This is a genomic window from Paenibacillus sp., from assembly GCF_048976745.1.
Classification (GTDB): Bacteria; Bacillota; Bacilli; order Paenibacillales; family Paenibacillaceae; genus Paenibacillus.
Map to the genome: position 1 here is coordinate 56,250 of NZ_JBHGUU010000019.1, position 22,407 is coordinate 78,656.

The 22,407-nt window shown below is 43.3% G+C and carries 22 protein-coding genes; 1 reads left to right on the forward strand and 21 read right to left on the reverse strand.

Translation table 11 applies throughout. From position 1 onward, the window contains the following. Positions 1–20: 20 nt before the first annotated feature. From ACE3K2_RS23315 to argC, 3 genes are all read right to left on the reverse strand, one after another. Positions 21–203 carry a hypothetical protein gene (locus tag ACE3K2_RS23315; RefSeq protein ID WP_421895666.1) on the reverse strand — a complete coding sequence of 61 codons (183 nt, stop codon included), beginning with the start codon at positions 201–203 and terminating at the stop codon, positions 21–23. 92 nt (positions 204–295) lie between these two features. Beyond that, on the reverse strand, positions 296–1,534 hold the full coding sequence (gene argJ, locus ACE3K2_RS23320; protein WP_421895669.1) for a bifunctional glutamate N-acetyltransferase/amino-acid acetyltransferase ArgJ: 1,239 nt from the start codon (positions 1,532–1,534) through the stop codon (positions 296–298). Positions 1,535–1,661: 127 nt separating this feature from the next. After that, positions 1,662–2,711: an N-acetyl-gamma-glutamyl-phosphate reductase gene (gene argC / locus ACE3K2_RS23325; RefSeq protein WP_421895672.1), complete on the reverse strand. Its 1,050-nt coding sequence runs from the start codon at positions 2,709–2,711 to the stop codon at positions 1,662–1,664. A 330-nt stretch (positions 2,712–3,041) separates the two neighbouring features. Between argC and cls the strand changes: the two genes are divergently transcribed. After that, positions 3,042–4,490, forward strand: a complete 1,449-nt coding sequence (gene cls / locus ACE3K2_RS23330) for a cardiolipin synthase (RefSeq protein ID WP_421895675.1) — start codon at positions 3,042–3,044, stop codon at positions 4,488–4,490. Positions 4,491–4,735: 245 nt separating this feature from the next. Here cls and ACE3K2_RS23335 read toward each other — a convergent pair whose 3' ends face one another. From ACE3K2_RS23335 to ACE3K2_RS23420, 18 genes are all read right to left on the reverse strand, one after another. Then, positions 4,736–5,644 (reverse strand): YitT family protein, encoded by a 909-nt coding sequence (locus tag ACE3K2_RS23335; RefSeq protein ID WP_278298072.1) that lies wholly within the window; start codon positions 5,642–5,644, stop codon positions 4,736–4,738. Between the two features lie 140 nt (positions 5,645–5,784). After that, positions 5,785–6,898, reverse strand: a protein-coding gene (gene prfB / locus ACE3K2_RS23340) for a peptide chain release factor 2 (protein WP_124116498.1) whose coding sequence is annotated in 2 segments (ribosomal slippage) — positions 5,785–6,825 and positions 6,827–6,898 — 1,113 coding nt in all. Because the reading frame shifts where the segments join, the coding sequence is not laid out codon by codon here. Positions 6,899–7,137: 239 nt separating this feature from the next. Then, positions 7,138–9,642 carry a preprotein translocase subunit SecA gene (gene secA, locus ACE3K2_RS23345; protein WP_421895720.1) on the reverse strand — a complete coding sequence of 835 codons (2,505 nt, stop codon included), beginning with the start codon at positions 9,640–9,642 and terminating at the stop codon, positions 7,138–7,140. Positions 9,643–10,411: 769 nt separating this feature from the next. After that, positions 10,412–10,975: a ribosome hibernation-promoting factor, HPF/YfiA family gene (gene hpf / locus ACE3K2_RS23350; protein ID WP_421895680.1), complete on the reverse strand. Its 564-nt coding sequence runs from the start codon at positions 10,973–10,975 to the stop codon at positions 10,412–10,414. Between the two features lie 421 nt (positions 10,976–11,396). Further along, a complete protein-coding gene (locus tag ACE3K2_RS23355; protein ID WP_024631599.1) occupies positions 11,397–11,594 on the reverse strand; it encodes a cold shock domain-containing protein in 198 nt (65 codons plus the stop codon). A 1,142-nt stretch (positions 11,595–12,736) separates the two neighbouring features. Continuing rightward, positions 12,737–13,078, reverse strand: a complete 342-nt coding sequence (locus ACE3K2_RS23360) for a flagellar protein FliT (protein ID WP_133386071.1) — start codon at positions 13,076–13,078, stop codon at positions 12,737–12,739. Next, positions 13,071–13,481, reverse strand: coding sequence for a flagellar export chaperone FliS (fliS, locus tag ACE3K2_RS23365; protein WP_133386072.1), 411 nt, complete (start codon positions 13,479–13,481; stop codon positions 13,071–13,073). Before fliS ends, ACE3K2_RS23360 begins: the two co-directional genes overlap by 8 nt. 20 nt (positions 13,482–13,501) lie before the next feature. Continuing rightward, positions 13,502–15,052 (reverse strand): flagellar filament capping protein FliD, encoded by a 1,551-nt coding sequence (gene fliD, locus ACE3K2_RS23370; RefSeq protein ID WP_421895685.1) that lies wholly within the window; start codon positions 15,050–15,052, stop codon positions 13,502–13,504. A gap of 22 nt (positions 15,053–15,074) precedes the next feature. Continuing rightward, positions 15,075–15,464 (reverse strand): flagellar protein FlaG, encoded by a 390-nt coding sequence (locus ACE3K2_RS23375; protein WP_133386074.1) that lies wholly within the window; start codon positions 15,462–15,464, stop codon positions 15,075–15,077. Positions 15,465–15,614: 150 nt separating this feature from the next. Then, positions 15,615–16,985 carry a flagellin gene (locus ACE3K2_RS23380; RefSeq protein ID WP_421895689.1) on the reverse strand — a complete coding sequence of 457 codons (1,371 nt, stop codon included), beginning with the start codon at positions 16,983–16,985 and terminating at the stop codon, positions 15,615–15,617. Between the two features lie 144 nt (positions 16,986–17,129). After that, a complete protein-coding gene (gene csrA, locus ACE3K2_RS23385) occupies positions 17,130–17,375 on the reverse strand; it encodes a carbon storage regulator CsrA (protein ID WP_421895692.1) in 246 nt (81 codons plus the stop codon). 1 nt (position 17,376) lies between these two features. Beyond that, positions 17,377–17,856, reverse strand: a complete 480-nt coding sequence (gene fliW, locus ACE3K2_RS23390) for a flagellar assembly protein FliW (RefSeq protein ID WP_421895695.1) — start codon at positions 17,854–17,856, stop codon at positions 17,377–17,379. A gap of 54 nt (positions 17,857–17,910) precedes the next feature. Then, complete coding sequence (locus tag ACE3K2_RS23395) at positions 17,911–18,480, reverse strand: DUF6470 family protein (RefSeq protein ID WP_421895698.1); 570 nt, start codon at positions 18,478–18,480, stop codon at positions 17,911–17,913. 20 nt (positions 18,481–18,500) lie between these two features. After that, entirely contained in the window at positions 18,501–19,421 is a 921-nt protein-coding gene (gene flgL / locus ACE3K2_RS23400) for a flagellar hook-associated protein FlgL (protein WP_421895701.1), read from the reverse strand. Positions 19,422–19,445: 24 nt separating this feature from the next. After that, complete coding sequence (gene flgK, locus ACE3K2_RS23405; protein ID WP_421895704.1) at positions 19,446–20,999, reverse strand: flagellar hook-associated protein FlgK; 1,554 nt, start codon at positions 20,997–20,999, stop codon at positions 19,446–19,448. 19 nt (positions 21,000–21,018) lie between these two features. After that, positions 21,019–21,522 (reverse strand): flagellar protein FlgN, encoded by a 504-nt coding sequence (locus tag ACE3K2_RS23410; RefSeq protein WP_076333996.1) that lies wholly within the window; start codon positions 21,520–21,522, stop codon positions 21,019–21,021. An 11-nt stretch (positions 21,523–21,533) separates the two neighbouring features. Continuing rightward, entirely contained in the window at positions 21,534–21,818 is a 285-nt protein-coding gene (gene flgM, locus ACE3K2_RS23415; RefSeq protein WP_053779526.1) for a flagellar biosynthesis anti-sigma factor FlgM, read from the reverse strand. 176 nt (positions 21,819–21,994) lie between these two features. Then, on the reverse strand, positions 21,995–22,399 hold the full coding sequence (locus ACE3K2_RS23420) for a TIGR03826 family flagellar region protein (protein WP_339311039.1): 405 nt from the start codon (positions 22,397–22,399) through the stop codon (positions 21,995–21,997). Between the last annotated feature and the right edge of the window lie 8 nt (positions 22,400–22,407).

The following is a 22,407-nucleotide window of genomic DNA, read 5'->3' on the forward strand; positions in this document are numbered from 1 at the left end:
TATTCTAAAACGCTTAACACTTAATTGATGCGATATTCGGTGGCTGACCGTTTCGAATCCGGATCGTTCTTTTGATCGCTGTTGTCTCCAGGTTTTTTGATTCCCTTTTTAAAGGGGAAACCCGGAGACAAAGGCGAACGCTTCGCTTCTACAGAATCGATTCCGTCTTCTGCACTGCCTTCGCCAGTTATCTCAAAGACCAAATAAAGTTCAATCCTTATATAGATTTTCTATATATTTACGAAACAGCTCCTCATAGGGAAGCTGTTAGCTTCAATAGAATAAATACAAAATATCACGTACGGTATGCGGCGTTAATTCGAACGTAGTCATACGTCAAGTCACAGCCCCAGGCTGTTGCTGTTCCTTCGCCGTGGTGCAGATCCACCACAATGCGAACGGTATCGGTCTGCAAATACGCCAATGCCGCTTCTTCGTCGAAAACAACCGGACGCGACTGTTCGAGTACCGGGATCTCTCCCAAACGAATATTTACCGTATCCGGGTTCACTGGTTGTCCTGCACGTCCTACGGCTGCAATAATCCGTCCCCAATTGGCATCAGCGCCGAACATGGCGGATTTCACCAGACTGGACCCGATAACGGTTTTGGCAATCGCTTGCGCGGATTCATCACTTACTGCTCCTGTAACTTCTACCTCGACCAGTTTGGTCGCTCCTTCACCATCGCGAGCAATGGCTTTGGCCAGCACTTGGCATACATAGGTGAATCCGGCTGCAAAAGCGTCCCAATCCGGATGCTCTGGGGTCAGCTCTTCATTGCCTGCATATCCACTGGACATGGCTACCAGCATGTCGTTTGTACTTGTATCCCCATCAACGGTAATCATGTTGAATGTATGATTCGTTGCCTGGCGCAGCAGGCGCTGCAACGATTCTGCACCAATGACCGCGTCAGAGGTCATGAAAGCGAGCATCGTCGCCATATTCGGATGAATCATCCCCGAGCCTTTGGCGGCACCCGCAATCGTAACCGTCTTGCCGTTAACCATAACGGAGACGCAGGCTTCCTTTTTCACCAAATCCGTTGTCAGAATCGCTTGTGAAAATTGTTCCGCCTCATTCGACTCCTTGCCCATATGCGCAGGAAGGCCGGTAATGCCTGAATGCACTGCATCCATTTTGAGCAATTCCCCAATGACACCTGTGGAGGCTACAGCCACGTCCTCTTCTGCCACACCCAACTCACGCGCAGCAGCCGAACGCATCGCATAAGCATCTTCTTCCCCTTGTTGCCCTGTACATGCATTGGCATTCCCACTGTTAACGATAACAGCTTGAAGGCGTCCGTTGCTCAAGCTTTCGCGCGTTACTTTGAGTGGTGCGGCCTGAAACACGTTCGTTGTGTATACAGCAGCAGCTGTAGCAGGTACATCACATCGGATCGCTCCGATGTCATTACGAGATGTCTTTTTCAATCCGCAGTGAAGTCCACCAGCAGTGAATCCCCCAGGGGTTACAATTGTTCCGTTCTCAACCACGGTAAAGTTCTGTTGCTCCACATTCGTTCCCATATCATATCCCCCGTATGCGTTCAGCTATATGCCGATGATCGCCTGCTTAACCTGATCCGTTCTCCCTAAGTTGACTCCGAGAAAGCACTGTACACCGAATGTTCCAGCCCTCCTCCTGAATTCCGCTTTATGGATATACCGGTGTCATGTTCAGCCCGAGGTTCTCCTCCCATCCCATCATCAGGTTCATATTTTGAATCGCTTGCCCGGATGCACCCTTCACCAGGTTGTCGATGACCGAAATAATCGTCAAACGCCCGGTGCGAGGATCCACCGCAAATCCGATATCACAATAGTTGGATCCATACACTTCTTTGGTTGAAGGCCAGATACCCGGTTCACGTACACGTACAAAAGGTCTGTTCTCATAATATTTGCGGTATAAATCCACGATATCCCTGTCACTGTGTTCCCCAACGAGTGTTGCATACATCGTACTCATGATTCCACGTGTCATTGGCACCAGATGTGTGGTGAAGGTAACTGTAACAGGCGTTCCCGTTATGTTGCCAAGCACTTGTTCGATCTCGGGAATATGTTGGTGTTTGTTGAGTTTATAGGCTTTGAAATTCTCATTCATCTCTGCATAATGGTTGGTCAGACTTGTTCCGCGTCCTGCTCCGGATACGCCTGATTTGGCATCAATAATAATAGTAGAAGGATCAATCCAGCCTGCCTCTACTGCAGGGATCAGTCCAAGAAGGGTAGCCGTTGGATAACAGCCCGGGTTGGATATAAAATTCTGTCCCTTCACCTTCTCACCATACACCTCAGCCATGCCGTACACCGCTTGTTCCAGCAAATCAGCTGGAGGCGCCGGATGTTTGTACCACTCTTCGTACACTGTTCCATCCTTGAGTCTGAAATCGCCACTCAGATCGATGACCTTAAGCCCTGCTGCCAGCAGACTTGGTACGAGTTTTGCACTTACGCCGGACGGGGTCGCTGTGAATACCAGATCCGCACGACTCGCTATCTCAGCCGGATCTACGCCGTCGAGTGGCCTGTGAATCACGTCCGTCAAATGCGGAAATCCATCTGCGATGGACTCACCACTGCTCGATGATGAGATCACTGATGTGATTTCAACCTGCGGATGGTTCTGGAAAAAACGAATCAGTTCCACCCCGCCGTAGCCGGTGGAACCGACGATTGCTACTTTTAATTTGTTATTCACTCTCGCTCCCCCAATCTCGATGTATGCGCTACTTGTGCTATGCCCTTGCATGAATGAGGCTCGAACACAGCACTTCCGTCGCTTATATGCATATTTGTGTATTATTATACGACTCTGGTTATATAAATACAACACTCTATCATCAATTTCACATGGATTTCCATCCAATCCGAACATATCTTTTTTAACATCCGGGACGAACAGGTATACTTCTGTTAAAATACGTATTAGTAGGAAACATTACAATCAGGGTCTCATTCATAACTAACCTGCTACTCAAGGACATATGAATAGATTCATGATGGTCATTATGAGACGTGGGGGACTATAGTGCATATCGAATCCATTTTACTTATTGTACTCCTGGGCCTGAATATTATTTTTGCGGCAGCAGTCGTTTTCTTCGAACGGAAGGATGCCAGCGCTTCCTGGGCTTGGCTGCTCGTCTTGAACTTTATTCCGGTGTTTGGGTTTGTACTTTATCTTTTAACCGGTCAGAATCTGACCCGATACCGGCTCTTTCAGTGGAAAGAACGCAAGAAGCTTGGGCTCGAGGAACGTATTGAAGCCCAACTCGCACAGTTGCATGATAACCGTACCCCCTTCCGCAACCAGGCAACCGAGAGTAGCCAAGACATGATCTATATGAACTTGAAACAGAATGGTGCCCTGCTGACAGAAGATAATGCGGTTGAGATCATTACGGACGGAACCGATAAATTCCAGAGGCTCTTGGACGACATCGAAGCGGCCAAGGATCACGTGCACGTGCAATACTACATTTATAGAGGCGATCGTCTGGGCAAAAGAATTCGGGATGCACTTATCCGCAAAGCGCGGGAAGGCATTAAAGTTCGTTTGCTGTATGACGCGCTCGGATCACGGCGGGTATCGAAACGCTTTTTCAAAGAATTGCGCGAAGCAGGCGGATTGGTTGAAGTCTTTTTCCCCTCCAAATTCAGTCTGATCAACTTGCGTATGAACTACCGTAACCACCGTAAGATTGTCATCATTGATGGTAATCTAGGTTACACAGGCGGATTTAATGTTGGTGATGAGTATCTCGGCTTGAACTCGAAATTCGGTTACTGGCGCGACACACATCTGCGTATTCAGGGAAATGCTGTTCATGCATTGCAGACCCGTTTCCTCCTGGATTGGAATGAAGCGTCCAAGCAGCACGACACACCTTATGTTCCGGCACATTTCCCTCATATCGAGGGTACGGGCCACACTGCCATGCAGATTGTCTCTAGTGGACCAGATGCAGAGACTGAGCATATCAAGAACAGTTATCTGAAGATGATTAATGGGGCCAAACATTCGATTCTGATTCAAACGCCTTATTTTATCCCGGATGCCAGTGTATTCGAAGCGATTCGTCTCGCGTGTCTGTCCGGCATTGATGTTCGCATCATGATTCCTAATAAACCCGACCATGCCTTCGTATATTGGGCTACGTTATCTTATATTGGTGAGTTGTTGAAGGTCGGCGCCAAAGTATTTATATATGATAATGGCTTCATTCATGCTAAAACACTTATCATTGACAGTTTGGTTGCATCGGTGGGAACCGCCAATATTGACTACCGCAGTTTCCGGTTGAACTTTGAGGTGAATGCCTTTATGTACGATGAAACGATTGCGACAGCACTTGTACAGACCTTTGAGCACGACCTGCATGTATCGCGCGAAATGACACTCGAGGAATACCAAAAACGCAGTCTGATTATCCGCTTCAAAGAAGCCATTTCCCGTCTGTTATCTCCAATTCTGTAGTGGTGGCAATACAAGAAAGAACCGCCTTCCGAAGTAGCTTTCTTTCAGAAAGCTTTTAGGCGAATGCTCCACTTCTTCAGGATATTTCTGTCCTCTCCGTTATTTGAAATGTTAAGTTGAACTTTTAATAAAAGAAAAGCAGGTACTCCCTCTCCGTTATCTCTCAGAGAAGGTGTACCTGCTTTTTATTTTGAACTTTCAAACTTATGAGCCTATATGGCTCACTCGCTATTTTTCACATCCGTTCACACATGTTCTCCCCGCTTAAAACCTTCGCCGAGCACTTCATGGGCGTTACTGATAATGACAAAAGCTCCCGGGTCCACAGACCGAATCAACGCTTTTAGTCTAGGAACCTCATTTTGTCCAACCACTACCATCAGTACTGTTCGTTGATCGTCGGTGTAACCGCCCTTGGCTTCCAGCTTCGTTAATCCGCGATCCAGGTCATCCAGAATCACTTTGCTAATCGCTTCCGTCTGGTTGGAGATAATATAAGCCACCTTGGAGAAACCCAGCCCCATTTCAACCGCATCGATCACTTTACCCGTAACATACAATCCAATCAGCGCATAGAGAGACTGCTCCAACGATAATACAAATGCAGCCATAATAATAACCGTAGCATCCATAATTACGACACATAGAGAATAACTTAATCCGCTGTATTTCTGTACGATTCTCGCAAGAATGCTCATGCCTCCGGTCGATCCTCTACCACGATATACAATGCCGATCCCGAGACCAACACCAATTCCGCCATACAGCGACCCTAGCAACGGATTCGTTGTTGGAATAGCCCAATCCTTCGTAAGATAAACTAACAATGGCAGGACTATACTGCCCAATACAGAACGTACACCGTACTGTTTACCGATGAGCAGGAAACCCGCAATCAGGAGTGGTATATTAATCGCCCATTGGGTGTATGCCGGCTCCCAATTGAGCCACTCCTTGCCCAGGATCGATAACCCGGACACCCCGCCTGAAGCGATCTGATTTGGTAATAGAAATAAATTAAAGGCCACTGCGATCAAAAATGAACCTACAATGATGGATAGCGTATCCACGACGTTTCTCCAAGGCCCGTTTAGCGGGATGAGGCTGGTTAACCTCTTTTTGCGATTATTATGAAATTGTGATCGTTGTTGCATGTTCTCGTGCGCTCCTTTGTTATGACTGATCAGTTGTTCATTCATCTTCTCTGTATCTGTATTCTATTAAATAATTCAAAAAAAAGCTCCTGTACACACCAGCATACGCCTACACGTATGGGTCCATACAGGAACTTCTATTAATCGGTTTCTACTTTAATCTGGCTACGCAAATAACCATCGATGAATGCATCGAGGTCGCCGTCCATTACTGCTCCTGTATTTCCTGTCTCTACGCTTGTACGGTGATCCTTTACCATACTATAGGGATGGAACACATAGGAGCGAATCTGGCTACCCCACGAAATATCCGACTGATCTCCTCGGATTTCATCCAGCTGTTGTTTTTGCTCTTCAATTTTACGCTCATACAATTTCGAACGGAGCATCGTCATCGCTCGCTCACGGTTCTTAATCTGTGAACGTTCATTCTGACACGTTACAACTACACCTGTTGGAAGGTGAGTAATCCGTACGGCAGAGTCGGTGGTATTGATATGTTGTCCACCCGCGCCACTTGCCCGGTACGTATCGATCTTGAGGTCTTCTGTGCGAATGTCCAATTCAATCGTGTCATCAATCTCCGGTACCACATCACAGGATACAAAGGACGTATGTCTACGGCCCGATGAGTCAAAAGGTGAGATCCGCACCAGCCGGTGTACACCCTTCTCGGCTTTCAGATAACCATAAGCGTTATGTCCCTTGATGGACAACGTAACACTCTTGATCCCAGCCTCATCACCTGGCAGATAATCCAGTACCTCAACCTTGAAGCCACGCTTCTCGGACCAACGCGTGTACATCCGGAGCAGCATCTGTCCCCAGTCCTGGGACTCGGTACCACCCGCACCCGGGTGAAGTTCCAGAATCGCATTCATCTTGTCATATGGTTGATTCAGCAGAAGCTGAAGTTCGAACTCTGCGACTTTGTTCACGATCGCTGTAATACTGTTACCAATCTCGGTAGCGAGGTCTTCGTCGCCTTCTTCGTCGGCCAGTTCGATCATCATCACTGCGTCATCATAGTCCTGTTGGAGTTTGGTGTATTGATCCACAGATCCTTTCACCGCATTTAGCTCAGCGATTACGGATTGCGCCTTGTCACTATCGTCCCAGAAATCCGGAGCAGACATCTTCACTTCGAAGTTGCCAATCATCTCTTGCTTCAGATCTAAGTCAAAGAGACCCCCTAAGGTTTGTTAGTTTCTTGCCTATTTCACGCAGGTCATGCTTCACATTTGGATCGATCATGTGCAATTCCTCTTTTCATTAAGATAAGCTCCCCGCATCCAGGGTATTCCTCCAGATCAAGTATGCGATGCGTCAGCCGGGTGTTGAGACAACTGTTATTTCAGTATATCTCTTCTCCATGTTCATGGTCATATGATTATAACTATGCACCATTAACCGGTTTTGCATCCTTCACTTCATCCTATGGAATACCCGGCTGCAAGGAGCCGTTCATGTCATGCTATATAAAAACCATTGTACTACTCTTGACCGTGGCAGTGTTTGAACTTCTTGCCACTACCGCATGGGCATGGATCGTTACGTCCGATTTGGTCAGAAACCTTCACTGGACGTTTTTCAGCAGGTTCACCGCTTGTCGAGATCTGACTTTCCTCAACAACCGCTTGACGCTCCTGATTGCTCTCGATCTGTGCTCTCATCACATAAGTCGCGACTTCTTCCTGAATCGAAGCGATCATCTGATGGAACATCTCGAAGCCTTCGAACTGGTATTCACGCAGTGGATCTGTACCGCCGTATGCGCGAAGGTGGATACCTTGACGCAATTGATCCATCGCATCAATATGATCCATCCACTTGCTGTCTACTGCACGAAGCACAACCACTTTCTCGAACTCACGAACCATATCTTCGCCAATTCGCTCTTCACGTGCATTGTACTTGTTCTGAACTCTCTCGAACAGATACTCGATAATCTCTTCTGCTTCCTTGCCCCACAGATCATCTTTTGTTACCGAACCATCATCCAGCAATTTGCTGTTCATGTAATCGGCAACTTCCTGCAGCTCCCAGTTTTCCGGAATATCGTCACTACAATGAGCTTCAACAATACGTTCAATGGAAGGTTTGATCATATCCATAACGATCTGTTTGATGTTTTCGGACTCCAGTACCTCGCGGCGCTGTTTATAGATAATTTCACGTTGTTGGTTCATAACATCATCATATTGGAGAACGACTTTACGCACGTCAAAGTTATTACCTTCAACACGTTTCTGCGCCGATTCTACTGCACGGGTAATCATCCGGCTCTCGATCGGTTGGTCTTCTTCAAAACCAAGGCGCTCCATCATGTTCAGTACATTGTCTGCACCGAAACGTCTCATCAACTCATCACCCAGTGACAGGTAGAATTGTGTTGAACCCGGGTCACCTTGACGTCCTGCACGACCACGCAGCTGATTATCAATCCGGCGTGATTCGTGACGCTCTGTACCGATGATATGAAGGCCGCCTACTTCAGCTACACCTTCACCCAAGATAATATCTGTACCCCGTCCAGCCATGTTGGTTGCAATCGTTACTGCACCCGCTTGGCCAGCTCCTGAGATGATCTCTGCTTCTTCTGCGTGGTACTTGGCGTTCAATACCTGGTGTTTCACACCACGGCGCTTAAGCATGTCAGACAGGCGCTCCGAGTTCTCGATGGACACTGTACCCACCAAAACCGGCTGGTTCTTGCTGTGGCGTTCCACGATCTCTTCCACAACCGCTTTGAACTTGCCATCGATGCTCTTGTACACGACATCTGCCATGTCATCCCGTTTGTTCGGACGGTTAGTTGGAATCTGCAGTACTTCAAGACCATAGATTTTTTTGAACTCTTCTTCCTCGGTTTTCGCTGTACCCGTCATACCCGCAAGTTTACGGTACATCCGGAAATAGTTCTGGAAGGTAATCGTAGCAAGCGTCATGCTTTCGTTTTGTACTTCAATGCCTTCTTTGGCTTCAATCGCCTGGTGCAATCCATCACTATAACGACGTCCAGACATCAGACGACCTGTGAATTCATCAACGATCATAACCTCTTCATCACTGACCACATAATCCACGTCACGACGCATGATTACGTTGGCTTTCAAGCCCTGTACAATATGATGGTTGAGAGTAACGTTGGCATGATCATACAAGTTCTCGATACCAAATGCTTTCTCCGCTTTTGCCACGCCGGCCTCAGTCAACGCTACGGATTTCACCTTAATGTCTACCGTAAAGTCTTCTTCCGGCACAAGACGTTTCACAAAACGATCTGCTGCATAGTACATATCCGTCGACTTCTGAGCTTGTCCGGAGATAATAAGTGGCGTACGCGCCTCATCGACCAGAATGGAGTCTACTTCATCAATGATACAGAAGAACAAAGGACGTTGTACCATTTGCTCTTTGTACAGCACCATGTTGTCACGCAGATAGTCAAAACCAAACTCGTTGTTCGTTCCGTACGTAATATCACATGCATACGCATGTTGTTTCAAAGCATGGTCCATACCGCTCAGGTTAACCCCTACCGTCATGCCCATGAATTCATAGATTTGTCCCATTTCCTGGCTATCCCGCTGTGCCAAATAGTCATTGACTGTGACCACGTGAACACCTTTGGACATCAATGCGTTCAGATATACCGGAAGTGTTCCTACCAGCGTTTTACCTTCACCCGTTTTCATCTCGGAAATACGGCCTTCATGCAGAGCGATCCCGCCCAGCATCTGTACATCGTAGTGGCGTTTGCCCAGTACACGGCGTGATGCCTCACGTACGGTTGCAAATGCCTCTGGAAGAAGTTCATCTGTTGTTTCTCCCTTTTCAATACGAGCACGGTATTCGTCCGTTTTAGCTTTCAGTTGTTCATCAGACAACGCCTGAAATTGTGGTTCCAGTTTATTGATCACATCGACCGTCTTCATCAGACGTTTAACATCACGTTCATTCATGTCGCCGAAGATCTTTTTGACAAGTCCTAGCATGGTATACCCCTTTCGTGCAAAACAGAATAGACCCCCTGTTGCCGCCACGCGACACCATCGGATGGATGTTGCATCCACTTGCCCGGGGGTGACAAACAATATAAAAGTAATATGATGAATCAACTCCAGGCTTGCCAAGGGTTCCTCATGAAGCTGATTCCGTATTCAAACGGATTCGGTTATTAAAAATCTAGCCGAAGCCCGAGCCTTGCGAATCATGTTCATGGTGCTGTGCCTGTCATTGATTATGATTAGCGATCATTCGTTGACAATTCCTCATCAGGACAATGATTCTCTTTGCATAAATTGTAACAGTTTGTAAGGGCCGCCGCAACACGCCACGGCACACTTCTTTGAACTTCTGAGACATATCAAATGGAGTTTAAGTGCAAAAAATCATAGTCGTTAGCGGAAGCGTTCAATTGTCTTGTTTTATTTTACAAGGCAGACTGCCCTGTTAACGAATTTTGATGGTAAATTTGGATGGAAATCTCAATATCTTGTTCTCAAATGTAGGTGTACAAATATTTTCGTAACCATCGGAATCTGGTTATACAATTGAAACCAATTGTGATTCTTCATACTATCTATTAGACGCAACAGCATAGGGAATAGTTTCACCATTTTATTTCCAAAGGTCATTTCCCAGCTCCTCTACGCACAAAAGAGCCCCATCCCCTAAGGGACGGAAGCTCTTGATAAATCTAATCCAGGAACAGTTCCTGTGTTCATTATTGCAATTCGGATCCAAAGATGCTGTACGTTAAAGTTAACCCTGTTCGATCAATCCGTACTTACCATCGTTCCGTTTGTAAACCACGCTAACTTCTTCACTGTCAATGTTGGAGAATACGAAGAAATTGTGACCAACCATGTTCATTTGGAGGATGGCCTCTTCCACGTCCATTGGTTTCAACATAAAGCGTTTCGTCCGTACAACTTCAAAATCATCTTCATCCGTGTCCGCATCCAGTTCAGCTGTAGCTACAGTACCTGTTGTATCTTCAACAAAGAGTGTTTTCAGGCTACCTTCCTGGCGGAACTTACGGTTAATTTTTGTTTTATGTTTGCGGATCTGACGTTCCAGCTTGTCTACCACGGAGTCAATGGATGCGTACATATCGTCGCTCTCATCCTCAGCGCGGAGCACAATGCCTTTCAAAGGGATCGTCACCTCTACCGTATGCAAACCTCTCGTCGTGCTCAATGTAACAGCACCGTCAGAGTTAAGGGGTGCATCGAAATACTTCTCGAGTCTACTCAACTTTTTGTCGACATAATCCTTCAAAGCATCAGTAACCTCGATTTGTTGACCTCGAATACTTAAATTCATAGGGCACTCCTCCTTTTTCCTTTGCCACTTCATTATAACACGAATGTAAGCGCCATGTAAAAACTCCCGGTGACCGAATAATGACATCTGTTGAAGCCACATCTGCCAACGTAGGCATAACGCCATATTTCGCGATATTTCATCATATTCAGCCATAATCGAATATTTACTTGGTATGAATTATTTGGCGCTTGATGATGTATTTAACCGTTTTTGAGCTTGCTCAATCTAATATGTAAAATGAACTTTAATCGCTCTCTTGAATCTATCAAATTCTTTAGAATAATGTTCCTCGGATGATCCATAAATCTCGAATCTATCAAAACAAAAAAAGACCCCGGAACGTACCGGAGTCTGATGCTAGCGATAATTCAATTTGGTAACCATCTAACCATATATGTAGGTCGGATTGTCCGGATGATTATAATTTGATTACGTTAGCTGCTTGCGGTCCACGCGCGCCTTCGACGATGTCGAATTCTACGGATTGACCTTCTTCCAAAGTTTTGAATCCTTCGGATTGAATTGCGGAGAAATGTACGAATACGTCGCCGCCGTCTTCAGTCTCAATGAAACCGTAACCTTTTTCTGCGTTGAACCATTTTACTTTACCTTGCATGCACTAACATTCCCTTCGTCATCAAATGAAGTGAAGCTTTCGGCCTTAACCTCTGCCCACAATTCAGATAATACCATCCAAAGTTATCCATTGTCAATTGGAAAAGTAAATGTTTTCTTGGAATTTTTTGTAGATTAATTGGGGATTGTGTTGAAAGGTGGGGTAACTTGAATATATCAGGTAATTGGAGGGTTGGTAAGTCTATTTTCAGCTATCTATTATTGATCATTAATAGATTCTATATAACTCAACTCCTTAGTTACCATTTGCAAAGGTTAAGATATGATGGTGATGGATTTAAGTTAGAATTCACCTCCCATCCATCATCAATCATAATTTATTTAACGAGTGGTATTAAAGTAAATGATTCACTTACTACAGCGGAAACAAAAAAGTCTGAAGACATCTGCAATGAAAGAAATTCTGCCGATTCAGCCCATTATCAAGCTAGGAATGACCCGCAACTTTCTGCTTAATACATTTAAAAAAGCTGATTATGAGAGAACGCGAATGGGGAGCAACTTCGTTTTACTCGCAATACGCGATCGGTTTTAATTCTTACTTACACGAACTGAACAATAATTCAAAAGTAATGATCTTCCAACCTGTTCTCAGAGAAACGTAATCTCTATCCATAAATTTAAATTATTAATTTATGGGTATGTAAACTTCAAAAAGAATATTTAAATGAAACAGAAGGAAGGTAATCGGAATTATCTGATTACAATCTATTAGATAAAGAAGATCCAGCATTATTTGGGTGACCGGTTATTGAATTGAATAAGGGATCAGTAACATATTAAGTAGATAAATACTAACTCTAGCTTAATCAAAACGAGTATAAATAATAGAAATAGCAGATTCGTAACGTCACTCGTGCATAGCGACACTTCCATAATTAGAATATTATAAAGTATGTAAGTGGTTCTATCTGATTTGGTATCACACCCTCTTCCCGGAAAGCCAGCTTACCAAACTACATACTAATTTAAACCATTTTTCTTCATCTTCACTTCTCTCTATATATAATTCCTTTAAAAAAGTTTAATTGAATTACAAAATAAAAAAACTAGCAGGCTAATCATCGTTAGTCCGATAAGCTACCAACGATGATTAGTCTGCTAGAGTCAAACAAGGAGTTATTATTTCTTTCGATCCATCAAAAAACTATCGGGTGTATAAGCCACTTCATAAGCATTCCGTTGAGTCTTAGCCTGTCCACGTTTGTGTAACCAGTCTTGAGCTTCCAAACGAAGTACGTTCATCCGGGCTACAATTTCAGAGTCGTTTCTCAAAATCTGTTCTATCTCATTTTTCTCTGCAGAACTGGCCGGATCTGTTGAAAAATGATTCGCAAGTTTTTCGACCAAACCCTCCCGCTTCTCTACGAATAACTCTATTTGTTCAAAGTCTGTTTCATACAGCTCATTCATCAACGTTTGTGTCAACTGCTGTAGCTGAGCAATAAAATCAGATCTATCCATGTGCACTCTCAGGAGAGATTGGAGCCACTTCTTGCCCTGCAATAATTTTGGAAGCCTGTACCCAAGTCTCACGAAGATCAGCCAAATATCCTACAGCTTCTTCCACCTTCGTTGTATCCTTATGAATATTGGCTTCTACTAGTAGATAATTGGTGTACTCATAAAGTGCAAACAAGTTCTTTGAGATATCATAGGAACGATCCAATGTACTCATAAGCTCGCTGATGATCGTCTGTGCTTTCCCCAAATTAAGACTAACTTTTTCATGATCTTTTTGTGTCAATCCTTCAATAGCTGTTCTTGCAAAACGAATTGCACCATCATATAACATAATGACGAGTTGCGCAGGATTTGAAGTTTGAACAGAGGATTGACGGTATTTATCATACGGAGATTTAATCAAAAGTCTCACCCTTTACTCTATTATTGAGAAGTCATACCTAAACTACTAAGAAGACTGGACGACTGAGACTGGTATTTACTCATAGCCGTCTCCATTGCTGTGAATTGTTTGTAGTATCGATCCTCAGCATTGGCTAATCGGGTTTGCATCTCTTTAATTTGCTTGTTATAATTCTTCAGTCTTCTACCCATGACACTTTCTTCTTTGTAAATACTATTTAAATCTGTAGAAAATTTGTCAGTACCTGCTTTCAAAGAAATTTTATCAAGTGCTTCATTTACTTTATCTCCGAGCTTATCGAGAAGACCATCATTGGGAGCATTCAAAGGACCCTGGAAAATATCCACAATTTTTTGCGGATTATCAGCAATTGCTTCTTTGAGCTTCTTCTCATCTATCTTCAGTTTGCCGTTCTCATAGTATTTTCCGGTTGAAATTCCTATAGAGCTTAATGATCCCAATTGGCTAGTGATAACTGAACGCATGCCTGTAATAACAGAGCTTAGAATGTCATCATTTTTGAAAAGTCCACTTTTAGCCTTCTCATTCCACTTTGTAATATCATCTTCATTCATTTCTGCTTTTTGTTCATCCGTTAAAGGTGCAAAATCACGATATTTTTCTTCTGAAACTTTTGAGTTAAGAAGTTCTATTAAATTATTGTAATCCTCAACAAACGATTTGATTGTATCCAGTGCATTTTGCGAATCAATTTGTGTTTTTATTTGAGTCACAGGTTTATCTACAGTGCTTTTACTAAGTAAAGTAAGCTGAATGCCGTTAACAGTAAAAATGTTACTATTTTTCTCCATTATTGTCCCATTAATTTCAAGTAGAGCGTTTACCCCAGGTTTAGTATTAACGAGCGATCCATCTTCAAGCTCAAATTGTTTAATTCCATTAAACGCATCAAGTAATGTATTATCCTCGCCACCACTACCAAGTTCTACTTTGCCGTCTTTTCCACTGGTCTTCGAGTTAATGATTAACTTCCCTGTAATTTCATCAAAACTAGCAGTAACATTCGCCTTGGTATTGGCATTAATAGTTGAAATAACAGTGGCAATAGAAGTAGAACCATTAAATAATGACTTCCCCTGTTTATCTTCGAATTTAATATCGTTAATTGTCAAACTGTATTCTTTAGATTTATCTGACTCCGTCGGTATGGAAGAGCTACCTCCAGCCACTAATTCGGCAAGTGTTGTTTTGGTCGTTATACCTTGTCCGACCCCATTTGTTTCTACTGAAGCCTTTGTTGCTAATTGATTCACCTTTACTTCCATATCAATACCCGTAGCGTTAGCAAAAGCCTCCGCTTTGACAGCGTCTGTATTACCAGTAACCAATGCCTTTTGAACATTTAATGCAGAGGAAATGCCGTACTTGTCTGATAATTTATTCGTACGAAAATCAACAAGCTTACTATTGAACTCGCGATAACTATCACGTGTCCACTGAAGTAACTGTTTTTGTTGGTTTAGTTTGTCCAATGGAGCTTTTTTAGCAGTCATTAAGCTTTTTACCATGCTATCAATATCCATACCTGAAAATCCGTTAATTCTCATCATTTCAGCTCCTTATCTAAAATATTTATATCTTTTCATCCACTATAATACCGGCAATTTCCATAAGATTAGCTACTAGATCCAGTGTTTTCTCAGGAGGAACTTCACGAATAATCTCACCGGTTTCCTTGTTCAACACTTTAACCATGATATCATGAGTCTTTTCATGGATACTGATATCTAGTGTCGTTTGAGGTCCTTCAAGCGCTTTAACTGCCCGTTCAATATTTTGAATTAAATGCTGCTGACCAAGAGTCAGTTGAACACCCTGCAACTCTTTACTCCGAATATCTTTGGCAGTCTTAATATTAGTAATCTGTGACTCTGCACTCAAAGAATTATCTGCTTGTTGTTGTACATTTGAAATGCTACTTTTAACCGAATTAGATGCAGGCAAAGAAAATTGGAAGTTCATCTTTGGACAACCCCTGACTTTTCATTTATAGTATATATCGGTTTTTTCCAAATCCTTGATTAGTAAATCAGCAAAAAAGATTACAAAGAATCTATAACAAAAAGTCCCAAGGCATAAGCCTGGGACTTTTTGTGGTTATAGAAGTTAATCTTAACGAAGCAATTGAAGAACACCTTGTGGTTGTTGGTTAGCTTGCGCCAACATAGCTTGTGCAGCTTGTGCAAGAATGTTATTCTTCGTTTGACTCATCATTTCTTTAGCCATATCTACGTCACGAACACGGGATTCAGCAGCTGAGAGGTTCTCGGAAGAAGCGCCCAAGTTGTTGATTGTATGTTCCAGACGGTTTTGGTAAGCACCCAATTTAGAGCGTTCGCCGGATACTTTGCTCAAAGCATTATCAATGGTAGTAATAGCATCACTAGCAGTTGTTGCATTGCTAACATCGATATTATTAACTCCAAGTGCTCCAGAACGCATGTCTTGGATTGCAATGTTGATTTGTTGACCTGCATTAGCACCAATTTGGAAATCCAAGCTGTTATCAGCTACTGTAAGTTCAATAGTATTACCATCAGCATTAGCAGACAGATCAAGCACTGTTCCGTCCAGTGCGCCACCTTTCAAGGTTACTTGTCCACCATGTTTGGAATCTGTAATTGTAGCAGTGGTACCAGTTGGTAATGTAGTTGCATCTACTACTGCATTTGTACCGGCTGTTGGTGCACCTACTACTGCTGATGCAGTACCAGTAGCGTTAAGTGTATAGCCAGAACCGAAATCATTAGCTTCGAATGTCAATTCGTTACCAGCAGTTACAGTAGCTGTAAATCCAATTTCTTTGGATTTAGCGTTGATTGCAGCAGCCATGTCTGATGCTGATACATCTTTGGCGAATTCAAATGCTACATCGTTCAGAACTAGGTTAGTACTTCCAGTACCTGTTACGGTAGCTACTGCTGTTCCTGCAGCAGTTTCTGTTTTAGTAGCAGCCGTAGTGAGTGTAATTCCTGTGTATGTTCCACCAATCGCATTGTCACCGGTAGAGATAACTTTAGCTGCAGCTGCACCTGTACCACCAGTTGCTATTGCATTTTTACCCGAACGGCCATCGAGCAATTTCTTAGTATTGAACTCAGTTGTATTACCGATTCTATCGATTTCTTCTTTCAATTGTGTGATCTCTTTTTGCAGCTCAGCACGGTCGGAATCTGTATTTGTATCATTGGAAGATTGAACAGAAAGTTCGCGCATACGTTGCAGAATGGAGTGAGTTTCGTTCAATGCACCCTCAGCAGTTTGAATCAAAGAGATACCATCTTGAGCATTACGGGAAGCCTGATCCAAACCACGGATTTGACCGCGCATTTTTTCGGAGATTGCCAAACCAGCTGCGTCGTCACCAGCACGGTTAATACGAAGACCGGAAGACAATTTCTCGATATTTTTGTTTGTGTTAGCTGTGTTAGTAGACAGTTGGCGATGAGTGTTCATCGCTGCGATATTGTGGTTAATAATCATTTGATATTTCCTCCCTGAAGATAAGTTAGTTCCACATCCTTGTGGTAAACGCCGCGACATTAAGGTCGGCCGCCCTGCCGAAGCAGCGTCTAAATTATATATCGACGGAAGGTGAACAACTGTTTATAGCAAATTAGAATTTTTTTAATCTTTTTTTATTTCTGTACTTCTCAATCTTTCCATAAAAGCTTCAATATTGGCTTCTAAAGGTGTAGCAGACTCACGATTAGCTTCCTGAATGGAAGCATAAATCTCCTGTCTAAAAATATCAATATGCTTGGGTGCAGAGATCCCGATGCGTACTGTATCACCCTCAACTGCGAGTACAGTTACCTCAATTTGATCCTGAATGATAATTGACTCGCCTTTTTTGCGTGATAATACTAGCATTTTAAACTCCACCCTTCGGAGATTTGGTATCCTCTTCTTTCCAGATGAGGTGACGAGTCTCATAAGGAGAGTTGTGAAGAACGATCTGCTTACCCAAACGATGCTCCGGATTTAGAACAACAGGTGCGAGCAAATTCATTGTTGATTTATTCGTTTGGGAGTGGATCGTAACCATAGAATACACTGACACTTGTTCTCCGATTCCTAACTCTTCCTTATCTGTCGCACCTAGCTCAAAACTATAATCTGGTACAAATACAAATGGACTCACCATTAAAAACGATAAATTTGGTTCTTTTAATGACTGTAAATAACTAAAAGGTGTACCGTCCCATGGAATGACAGCAAATTTCGTCTCTTCTTCAAATCCAGGTAATCCTTTGGGAAACTGATAAATATCTTCCTCTTTAATTTCCAGCTGTCCCCACATGCTTGTATGAATATTGATAATAAACGCCTCCTTGGCAAAGAATTTATGCAAAAAGAGCTATAGATGTCTAAGATCAAGACCGTCTATAGCTCTACTTTATAATAATTAGAATCCTACATCTATGGCAGGCGGAGTAAATTGAATTGATGCATACTGCTTCACATAGATATCAAGTTTGCCCCGATTGTACTCAATCTCAGGTCTATTCACAATGACGTTCATCTCCGATTCTGCAGGTTGGAAGCTTATATCCGGTGCCTGTGTTTCAACCCGAGTCTCTACATTATCGAACGAGGCTGGTGTCCTGATCTCTGGAAATGGTTTTGCTTGCCAATCTGAGCCAACAATATTTGCAACCGTATTGCCTGGTTTGTGTATGGCAGCCAATTGATTTCCTTGTTCAACTCGATCAGCCATATTCTGAAGAAAGAGCTGCTGAATACCTGAATATATTCTTGCATTCATATCAATCATATTGCCACCATTATAGGCTGAAAAAGCCTTGCTCTGATCCACACTCAGTCTAATTGGATGACTCTCCACCGTTAGCTTGGCAGGTCTGGTACTCAATTGGACGTCTGCTTTGGGTTGGCGAATGGAGAACTGTCCCGGATCAGAATCAATGCTTAGTAGAGATGACATTGTTCTAATCTGAACTATAGGAAGGGTCTTCAAAAGTTAGCTCCCCCTTTTTTTTATCTTAGGAAGTCAACAAGAGATGGAGAAATAATTTTGGCACCCGCTGACAAGGAAGCATTATAAATATTTTCCTGAATTTTGGATTGCATCGATAATTCTGCATAATCCGCATCTTCAACCTTTGATTGGAGATCAGTCAAGTTAATACCCAAATCATCCAAACGACCCATCATCAAATCAACTCTATTCGTTTTGGCACCAATTTCGGAACGAATTGCTAACATTTTATCTGTTCGACTGTCAATGTTGTCAAGTTGGTCTGACAGTTCCTTCTGATTGCCATCCGTTAATGCTTTCATAATTGTATTCACAATCACAAACAGATTGTCATCTTCAGCACCTATCCCAAATACTTCATTTCCGCTTACGTTGATAGGTAACTGTACACTTTCACCCACTATAAAATTGATTTTCCCCTTATCCGTTACAACAGATGCTGCATTGGTTGTATCTAAAGAGCCGTCAGAATTAGTCGGGAAATCATACGGCTTAACATCATAGGTTTCACCATTGAAAATATACTTACCATTCAATTTACTGTTAGAAATGTCGATTAATTGCTCTTTTAATTGTTTCACTTCTTCATTGATACTGTCCAGTGCAGATTGAGGGTTCGTTCCCGTCGATGCCTGTACTGTCAATTCACGCAGACGCTGAACTACACTTCCCGCTTGATTCATGACCGTATCGTTAAAATCAAGCCATGATACGGCACTATCTACGTTTTTCTGATACTGCTCATTAGATGACAGTTCCGCACGATAACGAAGCGAGTAAGTGATTCCTACTGGATCATCCGAGGGTTTATTGATCTTTCTACCTGTCGCCAGCTGAGTTTGGGTATTGTTCATCTGCTGTGCATTACGGTTAAGATTCAACAGTAGTTGTGAACTCAACATATTATTGGTAATTCTCATGATCTTTTATGTCACTCCTTTCTATTATCTGCCTACTACGCCAGTAGAGTTAATCAATTTATCAAGCAGTTGGTCATATGTGGTCATAAAACGCGCTGATGCGCTATAGGCGTGCTGGAACTTGATCATATTCGTCATCTCTTCATCCAGCGATACACCACTAACAGATTGGCGTCTAGTGTCCACTTGCTCCACAAGGAACTCCGAGTTGGATGTCTGACGTGCAGCTTCCTGGGATTGTACCCCCAGTTGTCCCACAATGGCACTGAATTGTGCACCGATCGTTGCATTACGTAAACCATCCGCTGATTTCATCGGTGTATCTTTCAGATTCGCCAGCAAGATAGCAAGTGTATTGTTACCTTTAATTACAGTCTCTGTACCAGAAGCATCCGATGTGCGTAGTGAAGTCGCAATCTTATTCGGATCAGCCAGAATCTCTGCGTTCAATGAGATATTGCCGGCTGTAATAGCTGTTCCACCACCTGCTGCTGTAAAGAATGGGACTCCTCCAGAGTTAGTTCCATCCATGCTGTATCCTAGCTGATGCAGTCCATTCAGACCCTTGACTGTAACCTTCAAGTCTGTAGCAAGTGTACGCGCTGCACCCGTGTATGTAACCCCATCCAGTACAGTGTTGTCTGGTAATACCGAACCTGCCGGAAGAGTAATCTCAATATCTCCGTTAGCAAGGGTATTCGCCAAGTCATCCATTTGTTTCCGGTAATCACTTACCAATGTATCTCTGGACTTAATCATGCCATGAACTTCACCATTGGTGAGTGTACCCGCAGTATATGCATCATTCAGAAAAGCAGGATCTACCGCCACTTGTACTGCCCCGCCTGTAACGAGTGCCTGTCCATTCATCTGAATCTGGTATCCTTGTTGAGAATCAGTAACCGTAATATTCATGATTTTGGACAGTTTATCGGTCATCAGATCACGTTGGTCACGCAAATCGTTGGCATTGTCGCCAAGAGACTCAATTTTCACAATGGCACTGTTAAGGTTCGCAATGTTACCCAGGTAACCCTGGATTTCATTACTTTTCACAGCGATGTTACTATCCAAATCCTGACTAAGCGCATCCAATTGGCGGCTAATCTGATTCATCGCATCCGTAAGAGCGAGAGTTGTTTCCTTGACAATCCGGCGTGCCGTAACGTCCTCAGGGTTTTTGCTCAGATCTGACCATGATTTATAAAAATTATCCATTACGGTCCGAAATCCGGTATCCGATGGTTCGTTTACAATAGCTTCAAGTTTCTCAAGTGTATCTCGTTGAATGGACCAACTCCCGAAGTTGGTGTTTTCATTACGATATTGGTCATCCAGAAATTTCTCGCGCACCCGGGTAATGGAGTCGAACTCTACCCCTGTACCGAGCTGTCCTGGTGTTGTGCTATGCAGAAATGCAAATGGCTCCATTGGAATGGATGCCTGCATGTTTACCTTTTGGCGTGAGTACCCTTCCGTGTTGGCATTGGCTACGTTATGACCTGTTGTGCTAAGAGCTGTCGTCTGTGTGAACAAACTGCGTTTAGCCGTTTCGATTGAATGAAATGTAGATGTCACCTGGTTTCCCCCTAATTAATCAGGCACGCGTGTCAAACAGACCGATTCGCCCTGGATTGCCGTTCTTATCAGCAGGATGCTGATATGTGGCATCCTGTTCTGGCCGAGAAGCAAAGATGTCCATTGATAGATCAATAAACATCAGCGATTGCTCGATCAGCTTTTGATTCAGTTGATTGATTTCTTTTAACTCCTGCAGTGTTCCCGCCAGCTTCTTCTGGACTTCAAGCAATCGCTGTTTGTCAGCCGGATCAAAAATCAGCTTCGAGATCTCCGTAATGTTCAGGTTCAGCATGGACTTGATCCCACGCTCCTGAAGCAATTCGTGAACTGCGCTCTGCCGTTCAATCTCCAATGGCTCTTGTTGTTTCATGAAACGGGATTCTTTGTTCAGAACGGCAATGAGTTCATCCACATCGTTTTTGACAATGACCTGTCTCTTGACCTCGCTGAGTGCCAGCATATCGCGGTGACTTTGTTCCATTTGCTGCAAAACTGCAATTAATCTGTCCAGTGCTGCCATTACGTGATCACCTATTCCTTATCAAAAGACTTAAAATACGGCAGCAGCTTGTCAGCAAGCTTGCTGCTGTCTACCTGATACGTTCCCGAACTGACCTGTTCTTTCAGTTCCTGTATCCGCTGAATGCGTCCTGCATCTTGTGTACGCCCTTGTTCCTCAAGCATCTTCATCGCCTCCGGAGAAATGGATACTTCGTCCTTACGGCGGCTCTTCTTGGCATCAGCCTGCTGATTGGATTCAACGTTCCTCTGATATGAATTGATTGCGCCAATTCTACTCGGTTCATTGATTTTCATATGAACTACACTTCCTTCCACGTTAGAATTTTACATTGATATACGTTTTTCTTACTTTATCTTTATGTTATCGAGATGATTAGGATAATAAAAAAAACCGATAATCTTTAATAAGTTTATCGGTACGTTTCAAAACATTTGTTATAGCAAAACATGTATTTGAGCCCTGACTCCTATTAATCGCGTAGTTTGTCGAGAGCATTGTAGGTTCGTCCGCCTATATTGCCGTTATCCTTCTGACCTACATCACGAGCTGCACTAGCCAAGTCTTTCGTCAAGCGATTACGACAAGAGTCACACATATGACCTTCACGAATCAATGTTCCGCATACTTCACAAGGATACATCATATTCGGGGCATTTTCGATGGAAATCCGTCCCTCACGGATGAACTTGGTAATGGTTTTGATCGAAACTTCTGTTGCATCAGATAGTTCCTGTATATTGGTGCCTTTGTTTTCGCGCAAATAATCTACACAGATCTGATATTCCTGTTCCATTTCTTTAATACAATTCGAGCATACATCTCGAAAATTCAACGCATATAATTTACCACAGCGAGGACAATTACCTAGATTCATCGCTAAAA